At 37.4% G+C, this 21,878-nt stretch carries 19 protein-coding genes; 3 read left to right on the top strand and 16 right to left on the bottom strand.

Annotated features, from left to right (window positions below; translation table 11 throughout):
* Nucleotides 1–252: 252 nt before the first annotated feature.
* From ACERII_RS08660 to ACERII_RS08615, 10 genes are all read right to left on the bottom strand, one after another.
* Entirely contained in the window at nt 253–1,167 is a 915-nt protein-coding gene (locus ACERII_RS08660) for a UDP-N-acetylmuramoyl-tripeptide--D-alanyl-D-alanine ligase (protein ID WP_373641597.1), read from the bottom strand.
* On the bottom strand, nt 1,167–2,636 hold the full coding sequence (locus ACERII_RS08655) for a UDP-N-acetylmuramoyl-L-alanyl-D-glutamate--2,6-diaminopimelate ligase (RefSeq protein WP_373641596.1): 1,470 nt from the start codon (nt 2,634–2,636) through the stop codon (nt 1,167–1,169). Before ACERII_RS08655 ends, ACERII_RS08660 begins: the two co-directional genes overlap by 1 nt.
* Nucleotides 2,637–2,750: 114 nt before the next feature.
* The gene (locus ACERII_RS08650) at nt 2,751–4,691 is read right to left on the bottom strand and encodes a stage V sporulation protein D (RefSeq protein WP_373641593.1); all 1,941 of its coding nucleotides are present in this window, start codon (nt 4,689–4,691) and stop codon (nt 2,751–2,753) included.
* A 203-nt stretch (nt 4,692–4,894) separates the two neighbouring features.
* Nucleotides 4,895–7,090 carry a penicillin-binding protein gene (locus tag ACERII_RS08645; RefSeq protein WP_373641591.1) on the bottom strand — a complete coding sequence of 732 codons (2,196 nt, stop codon included), beginning with the start codon at nt 7,088–7,090 and terminating at the stop codon, nt 4,895–4,897.
* 300 nt (nt 7,091–7,390) lie between these two features.
* Nucleotides 7,391–7,759 carry a cell division protein FtsL gene (ftsL, locus tag ACERII_RS08640; RefSeq protein ID WP_373641590.1) on the bottom strand — a complete coding sequence of 123 codons (369 nt, stop codon included), beginning with the start codon at nt 7,757–7,759 and terminating at the stop codon, nt 7,391–7,393.
* Nucleotides 7,760–7,782: 23 nt separating this feature from the next.
* Nucleotides 7,783–8,715, bottom strand: a complete 933-nt coding sequence (gene rsmH / locus ACERII_RS08635; RefSeq protein WP_373641589.1) for a 16S rRNA (cytosine(1402)-N(4))-methyltransferase RsmH — start codon at nt 8,713–8,715, stop codon at nt 7,783–7,785.
* Between the two features lie 30 nt (nt 8,716–8,745).
* Nucleotides 8,746–9,177: a division/cell wall cluster transcriptional repressor MraZ gene (gene mraZ / locus ACERII_RS08630; protein ID WP_373641587.1), complete on the bottom strand. Its 432-nt coding sequence runs from the start codon at nt 9,175–9,177 to the stop codon at nt 8,746–8,748.
* An 850-nt stretch (nt 9,178–10,027) separates the two neighbouring features.
* Entirely contained in the window at nt 10,028–11,656 is a 1,629-nt protein-coding gene (gene bshC / locus ACERII_RS08625; RefSeq protein ID WP_373641585.1) for a bacillithiol biosynthesis cysteine-adding enzyme BshC, read from the bottom strand.
* Nucleotides 11,657–11,762: 106 nt separating this feature from the next.
* Nucleotides 11,763–12,161 (bottom strand): DUF3397 domain-containing protein, encoded by a 399-nt coding sequence (locus ACERII_RS08620; RefSeq protein WP_373641583.1) that lies wholly within the window; start codon nt 12,159–12,161, stop codon nt 11,763–11,765.
* Nucleotides 12,145–13,068: a 2-dehydropantoate 2-reductase gene (locus ACERII_RS08615; protein ID WP_373641582.1), complete on the bottom strand. Its 924-nt coding sequence runs from the start codon at nt 13,066–13,068 to the stop codon at nt 12,145–12,147. Before ACERII_RS08615 ends, ACERII_RS08620 begins: the two co-directional genes overlap by 17 nt.
* A gap of 586 nt (nt 13,069–13,654) precedes the next feature.
* Here ACERII_RS08615 and ACERII_RS08610 point away from each other — a divergent pair.
* Nucleotides 13,655–14,134, top strand: a complete 480-nt coding sequence (locus ACERII_RS08610; protein WP_373641581.1) for an N-acetyltransferase — start codon at nt 13,655–13,657, stop codon at nt 14,132–14,134.
* Between the two features lie 71 nt (nt 14,135–14,205).
* Here ACERII_RS08610 and ACERII_RS08605 read toward each other — a convergent pair whose 3' ends face one another.
* The 4 genes from ACERII_RS08605 to ACERII_RS08590 form a co-directional block, all read right to left on the bottom strand.
* The gene (locus ACERII_RS08605) at nt 14,206–14,781 is read right to left on the bottom strand and encodes an RsfA family transcriptional regulator (protein ID WP_373641580.1); all 576 of its coding nucleotides are present in this window, start codon (nt 14,779–14,781) and stop codon (nt 14,206–14,208) included.
* Nucleotides 14,782–14,898: 117 nt separating this feature from the next.
* Nucleotides 14,899–15,645, bottom strand: a complete 747-nt coding sequence (locus ACERII_RS08600; protein ID WP_373641579.1) for an enoyl-CoA hydratase/isomerase family protein — start codon at nt 15,643–15,645, stop codon at nt 14,899–14,901.
* Between the two features lie 652 nt (nt 15,646–16,297).
* Complete coding sequence (gene rpmF / locus ACERII_RS08595; RefSeq protein ID WP_373641577.1) at nt 16,298–16,471, bottom strand: 50S ribosomal protein L32; 174 nt, start codon at nt 16,469–16,471, stop codon at nt 16,298–16,300.
* Nucleotides 16,472–16,525: 54 nt separating this feature from the next.
* On the bottom strand, nt 16,526–17,038 hold the full coding sequence (locus ACERII_RS08590) for a YceD family protein (protein WP_373641576.1): 513 nt from the start codon (nt 17,036–17,038) through the stop codon (nt 16,526–16,528).
* Between the two features lie 336 nt (nt 17,039–17,374).
* Here ACERII_RS08590 and ACERII_RS08585 point away from each other — a divergent pair, with 336 nt between their 5' ends.
* Entirely contained in the window at nt 17,375–18,607 is a 1,233-nt protein-coding gene (locus tag ACERII_RS08585; RefSeq protein ID WP_373641574.1) for a nucleotidyltransferase, read from the top strand.
* Nucleotides 18,608–18,693: 86 nt separating this feature from the next.
* On the opposite strand, the gene ACERII_RS08580 is transcribed toward ACERII_RS08585, so the two are convergent.
* Together ACERII_RS08580 and ACERII_RS08575 are read right to left on the bottom strand one after the other, a co-directional pair.
* Nucleotides 18,694–19,743 carry a SepM family pheromone-processing serine protease gene (locus tag ACERII_RS08580; RefSeq protein ID WP_373641573.1) on the bottom strand — a complete coding sequence of 350 codons (1,050 nt, stop codon included), beginning with the start codon at nt 19,741–19,743 and terminating at the stop codon, nt 18,694–18,696.
* Entirely contained in the window at nt 19,727–20,524 is a 798-nt protein-coding gene (locus tag ACERII_RS08575) for a patatin-like phospholipase family protein (RefSeq protein ID WP_373641571.1), read from the bottom strand. The genes ACERII_RS08580 and ACERII_RS08575 overlap by 17 nt, the downstream gene beginning before the upstream one ends.
* A 106-nt stretch (nt 20,525–20,630) precedes the next feature.
* Here ACERII_RS08575 and ylbJ point away from each other — a divergent pair, with 106 nt between their 5' ends.
* Complete coding sequence (ylbJ, locus tag ACERII_RS08570; protein ID WP_373641570.1) at nt 20,631–21,863, top strand: sporulation integral membrane protein YlbJ; 1,233 nt, start codon at nt 20,631–20,633, stop codon at nt 21,861–21,863.
* Nucleotides 21,864–21,878: the final 15 nt, after the last annotated feature.

Genomic DNA, 21,878 nt, shown 5'->3' with positions numbered 1-21,878 from the left:
AAAAGGAAAATGAAAAAACAAACAAGAAAAACGCAAGGCGCCCTCTCGGACCGAAATACAAATGCTCTGGACGATAAAAAGTGCTTTTTACTTTTTAATCGGCCAGGTTATTTGACACGAGGTCCTGGCGCCTAGAGCTAGACACCTTTCTAAGTTCAAAAAAATTTTATAAATTCTTATCTTTTAAAAAAAGTACTATTATCATTTTATCGCCCTTTGTACAATTTCATGCCTTCTGAATATGGAATTGTCTCAATTTTCTATAATTACATCTTTTATCGCATTAGAAATTTCATCTGCCAAAATCCCTAAATGGACACACAAGGCTATGGAAAACAAAGCGCATTTCACATCGGCTTTGCTTCTACTTTGAATAGTAAACGGCATATGCACACCAGCTAATTCAAAATGAATTTCTTGATCTGTCTGTGACATGGTGGTTACATGAAATAGATTACTTTCACCAAAACCACAGGAGACAACATCAGCTATCCAGTCAAGGTTAAGAAGATTCTCATCATCACCATCAAGAATTAAAACAGAACTTGCTTTCATTCCTGTTTCAACATCTATAACTTTTTGAATATCGTAATTCTTTGAAACATTTGCTACGATAGTAAAGCTTGGATGTAAGAATTCACTTATATGTTGCACACCTTGTTCGAGGTTGTATTCACATATAAAAATATCGGTTCTTCTATCCATATCAAGGATAGATAAAGAAAGTTCTAATAAGTTATTTTCTCTCAACTTACATTGATGAGTGTAAAACTTATTCTTGATAACGGAACAGAATAAGTCCATTGTTGTGGATGTCTGGTCGCAACCCGTTATAGTAACGATGATAGGTTCAATATGATTCATATAGTTTTTTGCAAGTGAAAGAATTGCATCCGTAACATTTTCCACTTCAAATATCATGAAGTTTTCAGGAAGGTTTGGAGGGGAAGGAATTCCTTTTCGCCACATAGCTGCAGTTATTCCTCTTTCCATAGCCTTCTCCAGGTTTACTTGTAGATTTTTTTCATCTAGTGCAATAAATAGAGAGCTATCAATACCGTCTTCACTGTCGATACAGATCCCTGTTACAGTAAAAGTAGCAGGAACCTGTCCAATAGTATTCACACTCACCGATTTTAAGAGTGCCACATTCATACTTCCTGCCATTATTTTTGTCTCTCCTCTACAGCTTCCCTTGCTACAACACGATCGTCAAAATGATGGTTCACTTTCCCAATTGTCTGATATGTTTCATGTCCTTTTCCAGCAATTAAAAGGACCTCATCTTTTTCCGCATTTTGAACTGCTTCGAAAATCGCATCTCTACGACTTTCTATGACAGTATACACATCTCCTCTCATCCCTTGTTCCATATCCTTCAAAATTGCTTTCGGATCCTCCGTTCTAGGGTTATCAGAGGTTAAATATACTTTATCTGCGTACTTTTCTGCTATCCCTGCCATTAATGGGCGTTTCGTTTTATCACGATCACCACCACATCCTACTACAACACTTATTTTTCCCTTAGCAAATTCCTGAATTGTCTCTAATACATTTTGCAAACTATCTGGGGTATGTGCGTAGTCAACAATGATATGAAAGTCTTCGTTCGTAATAATTCTTTCAAAACGACCTGAAACTCCTTCAACACTGGATAGACTTGAAGTTATCTGTTGTAATGAAATCCCTACTGCATATACAGCCGAAGCCGCGGCTAGGGCATTATATATGGAAAATGTACCAGCCATTTTTAAGGTTACTGGAACAGTCTCCCCATTTACTGATAAATCAAAATTGGAGCCTGACTCGTGTAAGTGTATATTCTCTGCCTTTACATCGGCTTCCCCTTCGATTCCGTATGTAATAATAGGGGCTGCAGTCATCGTTTCTAACCGCTGAAACGCATCATCATCTACGTTTAAAACAGCTTTTGGTTGGTGGTGTTTTTTATATGCATTACCTAATTGAGCAAATAGTAATCCTTTTGCATGAGTGTATCTTTCCATTGTCTCATGAAAATCCAAGTGATCCTGTGAGATATTTGTAAATACCGCTACATCGTATTGACTTCCATGTACACGCCCTAGCTCCAGAGCGTGAGAAGAAACTTCCATTGTCACAGCGTCAACCTTTGATTGGACCATTTCATGGAAGTGTTTTTGTAAAACAAGTGACTCTGGTGTTGTATTTGCAACAGGTACTTCTTGCCCTGCATACTTCATATACATCGTGCCAATAATAGCTGTATTTTTTCCCGAATCACTTAATATCTTTTCAATTAAATGGGTAACAGTAGTCTTTCCATTTGTACCTGTAACTCCTATTAAATCGAACTTTGTTGTAGGGTAGTCATAAAATAGTGATGATAAAATAGCCATTGCACGCTTTGAATTTTTCACTTTCACCACGGGGATAGGAACATGAAGATCCTGTTCTGCAACAATTGCAACAGCACCTTTTTCTACTGCTTGGTTAACAAAGTCATGACCATCGACAGTGTAGCCTCGTATACAAAAAAAGAGACTACCTTCAGATACTTCACGAGAATCCATGTGTAATTCATGAACTGTTGGATTTTCTTCTCCTGAAAGTTCATAAGAAGGTAACCCTTTTAGTAATGAGTGTAATTGAATCATTAAAACATCCCTCTTTCATTTCCACTGAGATAAAGATGGATGGAGGATCAAAAAGAGGGAATCCCTTTTTGATCACCAGTTCTCTATCTTTTACTCTTTCTCATACGTTCCATTTTACTGTTCTCCTTCAGGTTTGTCACCCATATATACCCGAATGGTAGAACCCGCCTTTACTCGAACTCCAGATTCAGGTGATTGAAGAACAACTTCTTTCCCTTCTCCAGATACATCTAATTGCAACTCATAGTATGCTTGATTTATTTCTCGAATCGTTAAACCTACTAAATCTGGAACATCTACAATGGGTTCATCATTCCAATTTAACTCTTTTGGGATCTGTCCTTCTCTTCTTTCTACCCCCATAACTCGCAGACTATCTTCCATTATATTTCCAACAATAGGGGCTGCTACGGTTCCCCCAAACTGTCTAATCTCTTTCGGATTATCAATCGCAACATAAATCACTATTTGAGGATCATCCGCAGGAGCAAATCCAATGAAAGACACAATATGGTTATTTTCTAAATAACGCCCTCCTTGAGCTTTCTGAGCTGTACCTGTTTTTCCTCCTACACGGTAACCATCAATGTATGCATTTCTTCCGGACCCTTTTGCAACAACATGTTCTAAAGCTCTTCTCACTTCAGCCGATGTGTCTTCGGAAATAATATTCTCTCTTGTTACAGTAGGTGTCGTTTTTGAAACAACTTCCCCTGTCTTTGGGTCCACAAATTCTTTTGCTAAAAAAGGCTGATACAACGTTCCACCGTTAATCGCAGCTGATACAGCAGCAACTTGCTGTATTGGTGTTACTGACACCCCTTGACCAAATGCTGTCGTTGCTAATTCCAACGGGCCCACAGCATCTAGATCAAATAAAATCCCAGTACCTTCTCCTTGTAAATCTATCCCCGTCTTACTTCCAAAACCAAAATTACCAATATAATCAAATAGGGTCTCTTTGCCTAACTTCTCCCCTAAAGCCACAAAACCAGGGTTACAAGAATTCTGTACAACTTCTAAATACGTTTGGGATCCGTGACCACCTTTTTTCCAACAACGGAGTCTGTGTCCTGCAACCTCGATAAACCCTGGATCATGAAAGTCATCTTCGTCCAAGTTCACATGCCCTTCCTCTAGTGCTGCAGCTAGGGTTATAATCTTAAATGTAGACCCTGGCTCATACTGACTCCATACTGGTTTGTTTTGATTATATATCTCAGGAGGCACTTCCTGAAAACGTTCTGGATCATAATCTGGGCGAGAGGACATCCCTAATATTTCACCTGTATTTGGATCCATTGCAATCGCTATTGCACCGTCAGGATTATAGATAGCTTCCGCATTATCTAACTCTCTTTCAATAATCGTTTGGATTCGTGAATCAATAGTCAATTTTAAGTGTTGTCCATCTATTGGTGCCGTATACTCATCTGCTAAGTTTGGCATCCTTCTCCCTTTTGCATCAGAGTAAAAGGATACATGCCCTTTTTCACCTGATAACTCCTTATCATAATATAGTTCTAGACCTGTTAACCCTTGATTATCAATGCCTGCAAACCCTAACACATGAGATAAATACTGTCCATTTGGATAATGTCGTTTATTATCCTCAGCGATGTACACACCATCTAGTTTTAACTGTCGAACTTGATTTGCTAATTCATTACTAATTTTCCGACCTTCTGGATTTATTCGTACAATAGATGCGTTTTCTGTTACTTTCTGGTATGCTTTTTGATTATCCATGTTAAGAATTTTTGCTAATTGCGCTGCTACATTTGAAGGATCCGAAACTTGTCGAGGAACTACTAATACAGATGGAGCACTTATATTAGTTGCTAATGCTACTCCATTTCTATCTAGTATCTCTCCTCGTTTGGCTTCAAAAGGAATATTTCTACTCCATGAATCTTCTGCCTTTTCAGAGATTTCATTCCCCATAACTAATTGAACAAAGCCTAAACGGATAATCATGACGAAAAACACAACTAGTCCTACACTTAATGCAAAAATAAGTCTTTTACGTACTGTTACATTCGATACTCTTTTCATCGTGAACCTCCCAATGTTTAAACACTATGGCTTGGTTCAGTCATATGAAAAAAATGGACAGGATAGAACCTGTCCATTACGATTTTATCAGAAAGTAGAAAACAGAGCGAACCTTGTTAATAATAAACAAACCAGGTACTTCTTTATTTAAATTTTCTGTTTAGGAACTATTTTTCATACAAATTATTTTACCCTATAACTCTCTAATCCATAAAAAACTCTTCTTCTTCCTCTTCATCCTCTAGAGAGTCTCCTTCCTGATGTTGATCCTCTTCCACGTGATCTCCAGGAAAACGAAGATTTGCGACAATCGTTGCACGCTCAGTTAATTCTTCTCCCGGACTAGGAGTTTGAGAGTATACATAGCCTCTTCCTACCAAATCAGCTGTTAAATCTAACATAATAGCTAATCCATAGACTTGTCTAGTAGACCATCCTTCAATATTAGGCATTATTACCGTAGCGCCATCTGTTTTTATAAAGACCTTTTCACCAGGAATTAGTTTTTGGTTCCCCAATGGGTGTTGTAACGTTACCTGTCTACCATCACCTAGTACAACAACATCATATCCCATTGACTCTAATTGTTCTATTGCATTAGAAACACTATATCCTGTTACATCTATCATTTCATTTATTTCGTCTTTCTGGTCCGTAGATTCTGTTGGTGATATGTTTAAATATTGTAAACTTTGATTCATGACTGATCTAAAAATTAATGATACCGGAGCAGACCCTGGTTCTGGATCCACAATTTTCGGTCGATCTACAGCAACGTATACTATAACTTCAGGGTCCTCTACCGGTGCCATCCCCATGAAAGAGTATATAAAGTTCCCATCTCCCGTTAGATATCCTGGGCCATCGTCACGAGGAATTTGTGCTGTACCTGTTTTACCTGCTACTCGGTATCCATCAATTGCATACGGCCTACCTGTACCAACTTCGGAAGTTACTACGGATTCTAGTAATTCCAACACTTCTTTTGATGTAGTTGCAGAAATAGGTTCCCCTACAATTTGTGGTTCATTATTAAGTATTGTCTCCCCTTCTGTAGATTCGATTCGATCGATGATATATGGCTTCATCATCTTACCACCATTAGCAATAGCAGTCGCTGCTTGAATTTGCTGAATGGGAGTTACTGCAGAAGCTTGTCCATAAGCCGTCGTTGCAGCATCAATTCGTTGATTTCGGGCTATAGTACCATTTATTTCATTTGGCAAGTCAATACCTGTAGGAGAGTAAAAACCAAAAGCATCTAAGTAATTATACAACTTGTCGGGACCTAGCTTTTCCAATGCAAGAATGGAAAAAGCAACATTTGATGACCTTTGAAATCCTTCATTAAACGATATTCTACCCCAACCTCCACGATTATGGTCATGAATTCTATCTGGTCCAATTTGATAAGATCCCGATTGATAGAATTCCTCTCCATCATAAATTCCTTCTTCAATAGCTGCCGCTAATGGGTACATTTTCATTGTTGAACCTGGTTCAAATCTAGCAGAAATATTAAAATTAGTATAATTAATAATAGATTCGTATTGATTAGGGTTAAAACTAGGACGATTGGACATTCCCAGAATTTCTCCTGTCTTTGCATTTGCAACAATTGCCATTACTCGTTCAGGATTATACTCTTCTATCACTTGGTTCATTGTTTGCTCTATGGCCATTTGAATTCTAGTATCTAAAGTTAAAAAAACATTATCTCCATTTTTCGGAGGATCTATAATTTCATTAGCATTTGTAAGCCTTCGATTCTTCCCATCCTTTTGGTAGGAAATTCTTCCTTGCTCATCTTTCAGATATTCATTTAAACTGCTTTCTAAGCCCATTCTTGCGACAGACATATCCCGTTCTGTATAACCTAATATATGAGAAGCAAATGTTTGCTTCGGATAATACCTTCTTGGATCTTGTCGAAATTGAATTCCAGGTAACTTCAATTCTTCTATCTCTTTCATTTTTTCATAGCTTAGGTTTTTTGCATTTGGACCTAATTCTACCTGAACTCTTCCTTCTTGACTTAAGTATTCAGTAAGACTGCTAACATCTATATCTAGTACGGTATTAAGTTGCTGTGCTGTGTGTACTGGGTCTTCCACTCTATCATGATAACGTTCATCTAGTATCGCTACCACTGTATAAGAAGTTAATTCCTCTGCTAACGTTTCCCCATTTCTATCAAAAATAGAGCCCCGTTTCCCTTCAAGAACTCTTGACTGAGACCAGCGTCTTTCCAGTAGTTCTTCAAGGTCATGCCCCTGAACCTCTTTAGCAGCTTGTATGTAAACAAAACGGGAAAATAAACCTGTTAACCCTAGAAGGAAAATAACTAAAATAATGAGGGCGCGCTTGATGACGATTGATCTATTTTTGTTCTTATCCACGGCGTACCTCCTCTGTTTATGTATAGCGGAGAGGCTGGGGCATAACGAAAGTGTAGAACTGAGAAGCAGAACGATGTGTAACCTTAGCGGAGGAAATATACGAAGACTCCGGCGGGATCAAAAGGCAAGGGTGAGACCCCAGGAGTGCTTAAGCACTCGGCGGCTCAGCAGCCACCCGCGGAAAGCGAAGTATATTTCCGTAGCGAATAGTAAACACAAGTATCATTTCGTTCTGCTTTCACCGTGATGAAAACACTTTTGGCCCAGCCACATTAGATTTTTGTACGTTTTTTAATCATGTTAATTGTCGTTAGAATGAGTGAATCGAACGTTTTCGTTATGTAAACCCATCCCCATTTCTTTTGCTTTAGATAGTATCGTTTCAGGATCAGATAACTCCATCACTTGTAGTTGTAGGCCCTCGTTCACACTTAATTGATTGTGGATTTCTAACTCTGATTTTTGAATTTGATGGTTCGTAACATAGATTGTAGCATAATTAGATAACACGAAATAGAGGGAAAATACAATCCCAATTAAAGCAATACTATATATGAGTTTTTCCCCTTTTGTAACTCTTTTTTTAGGAGTAGCTTTAGGAACAGGTTGTCTCCTTCTACTAGGGTTTATTACTGGTTGTTCCATTTGCCTTTGCACTAGTGAACTCATATTTCTCCTCCTCAATGTTTATGTTAATTTTTCTCTGCGATCCTTAATTTTGCTGACTGGGCTCTAGGGTTAGCGTCTAATTCTTCTTCCGTTGCTAATATTGGTTTTCTATTTATTAATGTTAGTTCTGGTTGCATCTCTTCTGGAATTATTGGAAGACCCCTCGGTAAATCTTCTCTAGTACTTTTACGTTTAAATAACTGCTTACAAATCCTATCTTCTAAAGAGTGAAACGTAATAACTGCAATTCTTCCTTTCGTTTCAGTGAAATCAATAGCATCCTCTAACGCTTCTTCAAACACATTCAATTCATCATTTACAGCAATACGAAATGCTTGGAAGGTTCTTTTTGCAGGATGCCCACCTTTTCTTCTAGCAGGAGCAGGGATTGCATCCTTAATTATTTCAACTAATTCAAAAGTAGTTTCAACAGGCTTGACCTCTCTAGCTTTTTCGATTTTTCTTGCAATATGTTTTGCAAAACGCTCTTCCCCGTACCTAGATATAACCTTCATTATTTCTTCAAACGGCCAACTATTTACAATATCAAACGCTGTTAAAGATTGATTTCTGTCCATTCTCATATCAAGAGGAGCATCAAATCTATAACTAAAGCCACGCTCTGGTTCATCAAATTGAGGAGATGAAACTCCCAAATCAAACACAAAACCATTTACTTTTTCAAAGCCCAATTTCGTTAATTCTTCTTTTAAGTACCGGAAATTACTATGTACAAAAATGATTTGTTTCTCGTAGGAGGCAAGGCGCTGTTTCGCATGGTTTAAGGCAACCTCATCTTGGTCGAATGCAATAAGCTTCCCGTTTTCATTTAGTTGCGAAAGAATTCGTTCACTATGACCTCCACCACCAAGGGTACAATCTACATATACTCCATCCGGTTGAATATTCAGGCCATCAATTGTTGGCTCTTTCAAAACTGTCTCATGTTCAAACAATGATGTATCCTCCCTTTTTTTAACCTTCGTTTATAATTCAAAGTCCACAATTCCTTCAGCAATTTCAGCAAAAGAATCTTCAGACTCAGCAAAGTACTCTTCCCAAATGGATTTACTCCATATTTCCACTCGATTAGATACGCCGATTACAACACATTCTTTTTCTAACTGTGCATAAGAGCGGAGAGTCGGTGCAATATTCACTCTACCTTGTTTATCTAAATCACTTTCTGTTGCACCTGAGAAGAAAAACCTTGTAAATGCACGGGCATCTTTTTTTGTGAAGGGTAATGTTTTTAGTTTCTGTTCTAATTGTCTCCATTCTTGCTCAGGATAAACAAATAAACATTTATCCATTCCTCGGGTTACGACGAAGTTGGGACCTAGTTCTTCACGAAACTTTGCAGGAATGATCATTCTTCCTTTTTCATCAATCGTATGATGAAACTCGCCCATGAACATAGGAACCCCTCCTTCCCCCACTTTATATCACTAATTTACCACATCCCCCCACTTTCCACCACCTAGAATAATGAATTTATGATAAAAAGACCTATATCGACAGTGTTTAATTAGGGATTAGACAAGGATATTTTTGATTTTACTTATTTCAACATCAGGAAAATAAAGAAGGAAATAGTGATTTTTCAATAAAACAGAGAGAAATTATCATGTTTTACTAATAAGTGGGGGTAAGTGGGGGATTATTTTATAAAATTATCACTAAAACGTGTTTTATGAATACAAAAAGGAAATGGCTAAGGCTCAGTTCGGGCACATTGGCGCCTCCATTGTTACCCATATACTGTTCAGGTGCGGTGGTCGGGCACATTGACGCCTCCATTGTTACCCATATACTGTTCTGATGCGGTGTTCGGGCACATTGGCGCCTCCATTGTTACCCAAATACTGTTCAGGTGCTCAGTTCAGGCACATTGGCGCCTCCATTGTTACCCATATACTGTTCTGATGCGGTGTTCGGGCACATTGGCGCCTCCATTGTTACCCAAATACTGTTCTGATGCGGTGTTCGGGCACATTGGCGCCTTCATTGTTACCCAAATACTGTTCAGGTGCGGTGTTCGGGCACATTGGCGCCTCCATTGTTACCCAAATACAGTTCTGATTAGGTGGTCGGGCACATTGACGCCTTCATTGTTACCCATATACTGTTCAGGTGCTCAGTTCAGGCACATTGGCGCCTCCATTGTTACCCAAATACTGTTCTGATGCGGTGTTCGGGCACATTGGCGGCAAATAAAAAAAACACGCATTATTTTCCCTAAGAAAATAATGCGCGTTATTCTTGCTCTTATAAATAAACATATAAAAAACTACCGATTAAATTTCGAGGTGGTAGACTTTTAAGCACCTGTAAAATTAAGTCTTCACCATGCTCATTCAAAAAAGGAAATATGTTCAAATATCTTTCCTGCCAATTACCGTTTGGCCTTAGTTCTGTCTGCACTTTATCAAATCGTAATAAAAATGGTCTATGCTTATCGTAGAGGTATTTCCCAACCCTTTTTTCATATTGATTTAGTTCATTTTTGAGCAATTTTTTATACCTATCATGTATCTGATTCGCATCGGGACCAAGAGGTTTCAAAGAATTTTCTACTTTTATGAGTATGTTCTCGAGGTCTTGAGATAAAATTTGAAATTCTTTAGGTACATCTACCTCACTAGATCGATTAAACCACCTTGTCTTGTGATTTTCAATCCCTTCTGTTGTCACTGTATGAGGCTCCACGTTCATCCACTGAAGGTTTTTTTCTGAACTTCTCGAAACAAAAGCCAAATGTAACCTCGGATAAATTAGTGGCATACAAATCCCCATTGTGCGAAACACTTTTTTTAATGTTCCCCAGTACATCAGTTCTCCAGGTCCTGATACAAAAGAAACAACTGGCAAAAGCTTATCTTGCATAATAGGACGAGTTACAACATTATTACTTAATAAAGAACTATTGCTGTTCAAAAGGTCGTGAAGTGCCTCAAGCGTCCATTTATTTATACCATTTTTTTCTTTAAAGTAACTTCCCTCTTTTTCTAATAAAAAACGCTGACCTTGGTCGTGTATAAATATGTGTGCGTTATTTTCATTTATTTCAATAGGTTCCCCAAAGCCTTCATTTCTAAATTGCATTGCTCCTTCTGAAAACGCCGCTCTGATATTGTCATTGTTTTTCAAGAGATCTTGAAAGTATGGCTTTTCAATATTTCTTATGTTCGGGTCTGCTGCATCCATTAACACGAGTCCTGTATCCTTAAATAACCTGTGAATGATACGGGCAAACCATTGAACATAGGTAACTTCATTTTTGTTTAAGTCCGCTATTAAATCTGAGTATAATCCCTTTGTATACATCGTCTCTGGTAAAAATAAAAAGGCATCTTTCAAGAGTGCTTTAGCCTCTTCGATAGATATTTTCCGTTCAGAGACAGGTTGTTTAATACTATTTTTCTCATGTAAAAGAATTTTTTTCGTTTTTCCCAAATAATGAAAATATGTATGGTTTACTTCATCGACATCATGATCTTCTCCTGCGATCCAAAAGATTGGTATAACAGGAACCTCCAATTGCTCTTCTACCATTTTTGCTTCATGAAGAATCGATAAAATTTTATTTATTGTATAAACTGGACCTGTTAAGAGGCCCGCTTGCTGACCACCAACAACAACGACAGAGTCTTCATCAAGCAACCGATGTATTTGTGTAAAAGTTGCTTCGGAATTGGTAAGAGGTCGATTAAACGAAAGTAACGCCTTTACTAATGCAGTACGTTCAAACTTTCTACTTTTCAATTCTTCGTATCTTTTTACCACTCCAGTTTCATTTAATGGATAATCATAAAACTCCATTACTTTAGGATCCCCGTGTATGTATTGGTGTAAAAAGGTATCTGGCTTTATATGATCCTGAAACATCATCTTCATGTAGATAACAACCTCTCACTCTTTTAGCAATTTAGTAACATCTTGATAGAATAAACTATGTTTCATTATAACAAAGAATAAGGACTGTACCAATTATCATGACTTATCATTTGGCTAGCACATACACATGTCTAACTAATCCATAAAATATTAGGATAAAGTATAAAACAAAAAAGACGAAGAATTGAAAACGCCATACTCCTTTTAATACCTTTGTGATTTGGATATCTTCATATTTTTTCCAGTGTAAAAATGTAAATATCATAGCAGATAATAGAACGAACAAAATGAAAAGCCACATTATTCTTACTTCCCATATTTCTAATATAATAAAATACACTGCAATGATAAATAAAAAGGCAGTGGAGTCAACAGCAAGTTTCACTGAATACACTTTATTATGTGTTGATTTTACAGCAATCAAATAAACAATATAGAGTCCAATTAATGGAGCGGTCACTAATGTCGCCGCAACGAATACGAATACTTCACTGACACCATTCACTTTCATACTCCCTCTCTAAACCAACGATGGATTGATGAACAAACGTTATAAATGGAAGTTCCCGATTCTCTTTTTTCGCTAAATCTAGTACATAACCAGTAATACTATGTATTTCTGTATTTCTTCTTTTTTTCATGTCTTGATACATAGATGAATAATTTCCTCTTGTTTTTTCAACTATCTCTTTAACATAATTCCATTCCTCCTGAGATAAATGTAAGACTGTAATGCCTTCTTCAAACATCTTTCTCGCATTTTGGTAAAAGAAACTATTTGTTAACAGCTTTCCATTCTTTATTCTATATATAGCTGTTAGGGGATTTACTACAAGATTTACTACTAATTTACGTTTCATTTCATACTGAATATCATCCACCTGTTTTATAGAGAAAAAAGGATGACTATCTAGTAACTTTCCTACAATGTGACTTTGTTCTTTCCCAACCACCATTTCACCGACTCCGGTATGTATAACAAGATTATCATCCATCCTCCTTGCCCCATGCGTTACAATTCCACAAAAAACGTTCGTAGAAAGAAATTGTTTTGCTAACTCTTCATGCCCCATCCCATTCTGTAAGAATAATACAGGAGGAATGCCTCCAACTTCTTTCCAACGTATTAAAAAATCCGGTAGAACTATTTGTTTTAATGTTACAATCCAGAGTTGTACATCACAATAATTTTCCTTATGTGTTAGTACTTTCTTTGGGCTTACACGAGAGCGTTTTCCATCTTTTTCTAAAAATAGTCCTTCACGAATTAAAATGTCTTTTTGCTTCTCTGTTTTTGTCACAATCGTAACTTCATGCCCCATTTTTAGTAAGTAGTAACTAATTAATAACCCTACTGATCCTGCACCGATAACTGCGATATTAATGGCATTCACCACCTTAGCGAAAGTCATATTTTAAGAGAACACCCCGTAATATGTATTGTAAATAGTTTATCATAACTGATCAAAATTAACTTCAATATATTCAATGAACGAACATCAATTTTATTCTTTCACATCCTTTGATTAAAGGGAAACTACTCCACCATTGGTAAATAAAAATACGTTGTGAAGTATATTAGTATCAATCCCTTCCTATGGATAAGCGCCGGTCCACGAACTCCAGTGGGAAGTAGAGTAGGGGCGAGACACCATAGCGACAGGAGCCAAGATGGCGACATGATGCCATTGCCGACAGGACGTGTGCGCGTACCTAGGCCAAATTGATGAAAGTGGCTCGGCAACTCCCCAAGGGAAAGGAGTGGACTGGAGTGAATGGAACACTTACCTACACAACCACTAATGAGATCACGTATTTTCAAGGTAGCTTTTTTACAACATACCTGAAAATCAACTTTATTATTTTCATAGTAATAAAAAAGATAACGTTTTCTTTTTGTTTCCTTTTAAATTATAATAATATATAGACTATTCAATTTTTATATTTTTTCTAGACCGATCAAAACACATAAATAAATAAAACGTGGAGGGATCAAGTTTGGTAACAAATAGAGTAGTACGATTACATGTGAATTTTAAAACATTAGAGGAATTTGAAAACTTCAGAGAATATGGTTTGCAGGAATTATCTATGAAAGAAGATTTAGAAGCTAATATTATTGAAAACGATAGTGAATCTCCCTTTTATGGAGTATACTTCGGAAATAAGCTTGTTGGTCGTATGAGTTTGTATAAGATAGATAAGAAGTTTGATCGATACTTTGAACCACCTCAAGACTATTATGAATTATGGAAATTAGAAGTTTTACCAGGATATCAAGGGAACGGGATAGGTAAATGTTTAGTAGATCATGCAAAAAGCTTAGGTTTACCTGTCAAAACAAATGCTAGACAACGCTCAGATGATTATTGGAAGAAATTAGGGTTCGAACCTCTTACATATCTACCTGATCGAGATCGTGGTGAAAACCCGTTCGTATGGTTCCCTGCTGGAGTCAAAGAGCAAGTCACAGAGTAAAGAGAGCTTATTAGCTTCAGACTTATTAAAGATAAGAGGGTGTAGCAAAATATTCTGCTACACCCTCTTTATTACTTTGCTGTATATTGCGTGGAACCTCTTTTCGACGCCCGCTCCATCACATTGATCATCAACTGATAATCGTTTTTCACAATTTCATATTCGTGCTTTAATCGTGTTAACTCTTCTTCTAAATGTTTATTTTCTTCTAACAACGCGTCTATCTGTTTAGACGTACGTTGTAAATCAGACTTTTCTTGATTAACTAATAACTCCTCTTTTTTGGAAAGGAGAAAGTGAACCATTTCGTCTATGGACTGTAAAACAGATTGACTTTCATCTTCATGGACAGTTACCTGAGTCTCTCTAGCTTCTGGAAAACGAAAGTCCTCCTTCTTAAGCTGTTTTCTCTGCTTTTTTGCTAACTGAATTGCTGACTCATACTTTTTTCTTATTGAGGAGTTCCAACGAAACCCACAAGCAGCTGGAGTTCGCGATAATTTTTCGCCCACTTCTTCAAAAGCAGCTAATTGAGTACCACCCTCCCGAATGTGGCGAAGTACTACTTCAGCTAACAATAGATCTTCATCTTGATTCCAAGCATCCTGTCTAACCAACGAACTAATCCCTCCTTCTTCGTTTATCATCTAATATGTATGCAATTAGTAGAAAAGATAGACTAATTTCTAGAAATAGTATGATCCTTTCTAAAAAATCAATTCGTAAAAGAGGAATTATCCGTAATCTTGTACTACCATTCTCTTCTATTTCTTCTTTGTTAGAAAGGTATTTACTGCAAGGTGATGGGATTCAGATTCCCAAAGACTAGCACAAGCTTCTATTTCTTCGTCCATTGCTAGAAACAATTCCTGTTGTTCCTTTTTAGTATGTAAAACACGTTTGTAGGCTTGTACAACTTCTGGATCTATCCATTGTCTTGCCCAATTATCAACCTCCGACACATCGTCTATAAATACTTGGATGAATCCAAAATCATAAGCTTCCGCCATCGTAAACTTATTTGCAGTTGCTAGCATCGAAAGAGCATTTTCTTTGCCTACTCTTTTTTTCAATAAGCTAGCACCACCCCAACCTGTTGTTATGTGGAGATTTCCCTGGATAAATCCTAAGACACCTCTATTGAGGCTCAGTCGATAGTCCGTAGCACTGGCTATTTCCGCACCCCCACCTACTGCCGTACCATTTAAGAGGGAAACAGTAATTGCTGGGAATGTTGCTATCAATTTCAATACTTCACACATGGGGCTAAGCATAGTAAGAGCATCCTCTTTTGTCTGAAGACTATGAAAACTATGAAGATCTCCCCCGCTACAAAAAGATTCTCCCGCTCCTCGAATAACTAATACAGAAATAGTTTTGTCCGTCTTTAATCGCTGTAGGCAGTCTGTTAATTGCTTAATTACATCGAAGTCCACTGCATTTCTTTTTTCTGGTCTATTTAATATGATTTCGGTTACGTGAGCAGATCGCTTTTGACATATTACTTTCAAGTTCGTTTGCCTCCTTATTATATTTTTGGGGGTCATCATGGTTCTGTGCGATTCTCGTGATTTCTGTACGATCCAACCATGGTTCTGTGCGATTCTCGTGATTTCTGTGCGATCCAACCATGGTTCTGTGCGATTCTCGTGATTTCTGTGCGATCCAACCATGTGGTTCTGTGCGATTCTCGTGATTTCTGTGCGATCCAACCATGGTTCTGTGCGATTCACATGATTTCTGTGCGATCCAACCATGGTTCTGTGCGATTCACATGATTTCTGTGCGATCCAACCATGGTTCTGTGCGATTCACATGATTTCTGTGCGATCTTACCCTGTTTTTGTGCGATTCTCGTGATTTTTGTGCGATCCAACCATGGTTCTGTGCGATTCACATGATTTCTGTGCGATCCAACCATGGTTCTGTGCGATTCTCGTGATTTTTGTGCGATCCAACCATGGTTCTGTGCGATTCACATGATTTCTGTGCGATCTTACCCTGTTTTTGTGCGATTCTCGTGATTTTTGTGCGATCCAACCATGTGGTTCTGTGCGATTCTCATGATTTCTGTGCGATCCAACCACGGTTCTGTGCGATCTTACCCTGTTTTTGTGCGGTCAAAAAAAACAGGAGGGTTGCCCCTTCCTGTTTTTGCGTTCATTATTTGTTTACTACTTCTTCACCTTTGTATGATCCACATTCTTTACATACGCGGTGTGATAATTTCATTTCACCACAATTAGGACATTTCACCATACCAGGTACAGTAAGTTTAATGTGAGTACGTCTCATTCTTTTCTTTGTTTTACTTGTACGTCTAAAAGGTACTGCCATGAGTCCCACCTCCTTGAAGATATTTAAAACACATGCTGAGAGCATCAGGTCATGTTATTTTTCCTTATCGAAGAACTTTGCAAGCTCTTGTAATCGAGGATCAACTTTTTCTTGTTCCTCTTCTTCTTTCGTATGAAGCTCCCATCCATTTCCTGAAGCAGGAGCCGCACCTTCGTCTTTATCACTAAAGACACGTAACGGTTTTTCTAACAATATTCTTTCTCTGACATAAGGTAACAAATCAACCGTGTTATCTTTCACTACATGTACATCTTCATCATTTTCAAACGTAGCCCATTGATCCAATTGAAAAATCTCTGTTGCATCAATTGTAAAAGGAAATTCTACATCATTTAGAGTCCGTGCACATGGTAACGTCATCGTTCCTTCAATAGTAAGCTGGAATGTGACTGCTGTATTTGAAAAGTAAGCATCTCCAACAACTTTTATAGGAGAAATCTCACGAATTTCACGGTCTATTTTTCTTACTTCCTCCATATTAACAAATTGATCAATATGGAGACCTTTTCCTTTATTGGCCAACAACTGTTGAACCGACCATTTCATAGGTTTTCACCTCAAGACAACAAATGTAATTATATCTTTCGTATTTTGGTTTGTCAAGATAAATTCTTTACAACAACCTTGTGAACCACTAAGTTGTAGGATACCACAAAATCATAGTAAAATAAACTAACTATCCATTAAAACTTTTACTATTATTTACTTTAGGATAATAAATTATCCATAAAGTTAGTAAAATGTGTGATTATTATGATACATAACGTATATTTCCCCTTTGAAACTGTGTAAAATGCAACTAGTTACTTAGTTCGATATAATAGGATATTAGAAATTCACTTGCAATTTACCACAGAATTCGGGGCAAAAGGAGGTATTACTATGAATATTCTTGGATTGATAGTTGAATATAATCCGTTTCATTTCGGTCATCTACACCACTTAAAAACATCTCAGCAAATAACAGATGCTGACATTACCATAGCTGTAATGAGCGGCTCTTTCTTGCAACGTGGCGAACCTGCCTTAACCACTAAATGGAAACGTACGAAAATGGCACTAGAAAACGGAGTTGACATTGTTATTGAACTCCCATACATTTTTTCCACACAAAAAGCTGAAATATTTTCTGATGCTGCTGTAAGTCTTCTCCACTCCATTGGAGCGAATCGTCTTTGCTTTGGAAGTGAGTTCGGGGAAATTGATACGTTTTCCACAACAGTAAGAAAAGTAAATGAGCACGAGCTTGAATTAAACACCCAAATAAAAAAGTACATGAGCGATGGGGTAAGCTATCCAAGAGGATTTTCCCTTGCATTTGAGACAATTTTTAATAACGAGGATTTAATTGACTTAAGTAAACCGAATAACATTCTCGGATACCACTATGTGAAATCCATTCAGAAATTAGACTCAACCATGATACCATCCACTATTAAACGAGAAAAAGCAGAATATCATGATCAAGATGTTACAAAAGGGGAAAAAATTGCAAGCGCTACATCTATTCGTAAGGAACTAATTGAACGAAACAGGAAACTGAAAGAGGTGCAAAGCTATCTTCCTCCTGCAAGCACTACTCAACTACAGAACCATCTTGATGAATGGCAAGAGTTTGCTCATTGGGAAAAATACTTCCCTTTCCTTCAACATCGAATTATTACTGCAACCGTCTCAGAATTACATGCCATTTACGAATGTGAAGAAGGATTAGAATATCGCTTGAAAGATGCAATGACAAAGGTAAACTCTTTCCAAACTTTTATGGAAGAAGTAAAAACAAAGCGTTATACATGGACAAGATTGCAGCGCCTACTTGTTCATATTTTATTAAACACAACAAAAGAATTTATGAATGAATACTGCACACCATTACAACCATCTTATTTGAGATTATTAGGAATGTCAGAAGAAGGAAGGGCATATTTATCTTCTGTAAAAAAACAGTTGTCAGTTCCTTTAGTAACTAGAGCAAGTGAGTGGGATCATCCTATTCTGAAGAAAGACATAACGGCGAGTCAGATTCATGGCCTCCCCTTTCGTATCTCACTAGATGAAGAATTTAAGAAAATACCTGTACAATACACGAAAGAAAAAGGAACCTTTCCATCGTAAAGGCTCCTTTTTTAAAAGATAAAAGAAAGTATAACATTTTGGGACTTAGAAAGTTGTCTAGCGCCTTGCGCTTTTTTATGTGTTATTTATTTATGTGGTAGTTGTTGTAAGTATTCTAATGCATCTTCATACGTATCAACTGGAACAATCTCCATATTCGTACGAATAGATTTAGCAGCTTCCAACGCTTGTTCATAATTTGAGCCTTCTACGCCCAACTCATGTGGAGCAAAAAAGATATCAGCTCCTGCATTATGGGAAGCAATAACCTTTTGTTTTATCCCGCCAATTCTTCCAACCTTTCCGTCTTCATCGATAGAGCCTGTACCAGCAATATCGTACCCCCTCGTTATATCTTCCTCACTTAGCTGATTGATGATTTCTAACGTAAACATTAAACCAGCAGATGGACCACCTATTTTATTTGTATTAATAGTGATCTCGGGGTCTCTAATCAATTCACTATCAGTTACAGGATAAGAAATCCCTACTCCAACTCTTTCTCCTGTATCATCAAGGTCTTCAGGAAAGTACATCATTTCAATTGCAACCGTCTCCACTGAATCGCCACGCTCAATGGTAAGTTCAACAATTTCTCCAAGCTCATATGAAGAAAGAACGTTAAGAAGCCTACTTGTTTCCAACACTTCTTCTCCTTCTACCGCAATGATTTTATCTCCCTGTTCTAACTTTCCTTCAGCACCCATATCAGGAATGACTCCTGTGACAAATACACCTTTATTCTCAATATATGCAGTTTTCCCAACATATTCGTAAGCAACGAGAACAGCTACATCCTGGGAACCTGTCATCATCATTAATTGTCGATGCTGATATTCTTCATCCGTTTCGCCTGGTGGCCTGATTTGCCTTTCTGGAATGATCTCACGTTGATCACTAAATAATGCCCACACGTAATTAACTATGTTCGCTTGCCCCATTCGAACAGTTGTAAGCATAAACGTACCTTCATATTCATGAGCATCCTCTACCTCAATTACATCTGTCAATACTAAAGCATCCCCTGGGATCGTAAAGTAATAAGGTAGTTTATAAAAATTAATAGTTAAAAGAATCACTGCTAAAATAATCCATTTTATCAAACTACGATTCATTGTACTATTTTTTCTTGTCATGCTGCTTCTCCTTCCAGTTCTGTATCTTCTTTTTCAATTGTTCTATATGTTTTTCAGCTTCCGCTTCCCCACTTTGAATTATTTCTTGTACATTCGAATATTGTGTGGATGATATGTGAGACAAACTTGGACGGATCATAATATCCGTTTCTATTTCCCGATGACGCATCACTTCTTTTTCCATAATATCCATGCTTTGTATAATGACATCATAAATAGATGTTATTTCCGGTTCCTCATCCACATAGGAAACATCTACAGCGATAATGATATCCGCTCCCATTTCTTTTACAACAGACACAGGAACTCGGTCAACAACACCACCGTCTACATACAATTTCCCATCAATGGTTTCAGGTACCACAATCCCAGGAATCGCTATGCTAGCACGAACTGCTTGAGCAATGTCCCCTTTTTTGAAAATTACCTTTTCCCCTTTCATTAAATCAGTAGTAATAACGTATACCGGTGGAGATAAATCCTCTATTTTTTTTTGATTTACAAGCATTTTAATTAATTGTTTCGCTTTATCCCCTTTAATAAATCCCATCTTAGGTACAGTAAAATCAAGGAGGTATTTTCTCCGAAATTGTAGAGCCATTTTTTCTAACATCGTTGCTTCATATCCTGCCCCATATAATACACCAATTAGTGCTCCCATGCTACTTCCAGCTATGTAATCAATAGAAACTCCATGTTCCTTTAATACTTTCAATACACCGATATGGGCAAAACCTCTTGATCCACCTGAACCTAGCGCTAAGCCAATCGTAGGTTTCATCCTTCCACTCCTTTCCTACTCGAATGAAAATGGTCTAATCTCTCTTTCCTTACGTATATTTAAAAGAGGACAAGTTTATGATTCTAGATTGAAAAGGAGTACGTATATGCAACTCAATCCCTCCCTCATAAAAACAATACTGTATGGTGGTACAACATCATTCTTAGCAATTTCCTTCATGATTTTTCCTAAAGAAGCCTATGAAGCATCGATTAGAGGATTAACAATGTGGTGGGATGTTGTATTTCCTTCATTATTACCTTTTTTTATTATATCGGAATTTCTCATCCGATTTGGTGTAGTTTCATTTATAGGTGCACTTTTTGAACCGATTATGCGCCCCTTGTTTCGCGTTCCAGGCTCAGGTGGCTTTGTTTGGGCAATGGGGCTCGCTTCTGGTTTTCCTGCTGGTGCTAAACTTACTGCACGCTTACGACAAGAGGAAAAAATCACTGCTGTAGAAGGGGAACGACTAGTATCATTTACAAATGCTTCCAATCCACTTTTTATTTTTGGTGCAATCTCCGTAGGCTTTTTCCAAAATGCAGCATTAGGTGTTGTTCTGGCAGCAGCTCATTATGCAGGTAATATTATTGTAGGTTTGTGCATGAGGTTTTATGGTACAAATCGTGAAAGACCAGAAGACACCTATAGAAAGAAAAAGAATTTTTCTATTTCTTATGCTGTAAAACTAATGCATCAAGAAAGATTAAACGATACCAGACCCTTTGGAAAACTAATGGGTGACTCTGTACACTCTGCAATCCAAACGTTACTTATGATTGGTGGATTTATCATTTTGTTCTCGGTACTAAATCAGATTTTAGAAATCATTAACATCGCTGCTATTCTGAGTTTTTTTATTAGTATTATTCTTACTACTATTCAAATGCCAATAGAATTAAGTCCTGCAATAATCTCCGGTATATTTGAAATTACGTTGGGAAGTCAAATGGTAAGCCAGTCGACAAGAAGTACACTTCTACAGCAAGCTATTCTTGTAAGTTTCATTTTGGCTTTTAACGGATTAAGTGTGCAAGCACAAGTGGCAAGTATTTTATCGGAGACAGATATTAAGTTTCGTCCATTCTTTTTTGCCCGTTGCTTTCATGGGTTTGTTTCAGCGATAATTACTTATTTTATCTTCGATTGGTTATATGTGGATCCATCCTCTTCCACAGGAGGGGAGGCGATCCCTGTGTTTCAACAGGAACAAGTTACATCTTTCTTTGTAAGCCAACTTGAATGGTTATTACAGTGGGGAGGTCTCATAACACTTTCAACACTCTTCTTATGGATTGTATTTAACTTGATGAAAGTAAGTGAGAAAAAAGTTTAAGATAACATGAAACAA

The organism is Evansella sp. AB-rgal1 (genome assembly GCF_041820985.1).
GTDB lineage: Bacteria > Bacillota > Bacilli > Bacillales > Salisediminibacteriaceae > Evansella.
The sequence above is the reverse complement of the archived record's forward strand: the minus strand, read 5'-3'. Positions and strand labels throughout refer to the sequence as shown.

Excerpts from the sequence above, each read along its gene's own strand:
- ACERII_RS08660 (WP_373641597.1), bottom strand. The coding sequence starts at position 1,167 with ATGGCAGGAAGTATGAATGTGGCACTCTTAAAATCGGTGAGTGTGAAT.
- ACERII_RS08655 (WP_373641596.1), bottom strand. The coding sequence starts at position 2,636 with ATGATTCAATTACACTCATTACTAAAAGGGTTACCTTCTTATGAACTT.
- ACERII_RS08650 (WP_373641593.1), bottom strand. The coding sequence starts at position 4,691 with ATGAAAAGAGTATCGAATGTAACAGTACGTAAAAGACTTATTTTTGCA.
- ftsL (WP_373641590.1), bottom strand. The coding sequence starts at position 7,759 with ATGAGTTCACTAGTGCAAAGGCAAATGGAACAACCAGTAATAAACCCT.
- mraZ (WP_373641587.1), bottom strand. The coding sequence starts at position 9,177 with ATGTTCATGGGCGAGTTTCATCATACGATTGATGAAAAAGGAAGAATG.
- bshC (WP_373641585.1), bottom strand. The coding sequence starts at position 11,656 with ATGAAGATGATGTTTCAGGATCATATAAAGCCAGATACCTTTTTACAC.
- ACERII_RS08615 (WP_373641582.1), bottom strand. The coding sequence starts at position 13,068 with ATGACTTTCGCTAAGGTGGTGAATGCCATTAATATCGCAGTTATCGGT.
- ACERII_RS08605 (WP_373641580.1), bottom strand. The coding sequence starts at position 14,781 with ATGATAAACGAAGAAGGAGGGATTAGTTCGTTGGTTAGACAGGATGCT.
- rpmF (WP_373641577.1), bottom strand. The coding sequence starts at position 16,471 with ATGGCAGTACCTTTTAGACGTACAAGTAAAACAAAGAAAAGAATGAGA.
- ACERII_RS08590 (WP_373641576.1), bottom strand. The coding sequence starts at position 17,038 with ATGAAATGGTCGGTTCAACAGTTGTTGGCCAATAAAGGAAAAGGTCTC.
- ACERII_RS08585 (WP_373641574.1), top strand. The coding sequence starts at position 17,375 with ATGAATATTCTTGGATTGATAGTTGAATATAATCCGTTTCATTTCGGT.
- ACERII_RS08580 (WP_373641573.1), bottom strand. The coding sequence starts at position 19,743 with ATGACAAGAAAAAATAGTACAATGAATCGTAGTTTGATAAAATGGATT.
- ACERII_RS08575 (WP_373641571.1), bottom strand. The coding sequence starts at position 20,524 with ATGAAACCTACGATTGGCTTAGCGCTAGGTTCAGGTGGATCAAGAGGT.
- ylbJ (WP_373641570.1), top strand. The coding sequence starts at position 20,631 with ATGCAACTCAATCCCTCCCTCATAAAAACAATACTGTATGGTGGTACA.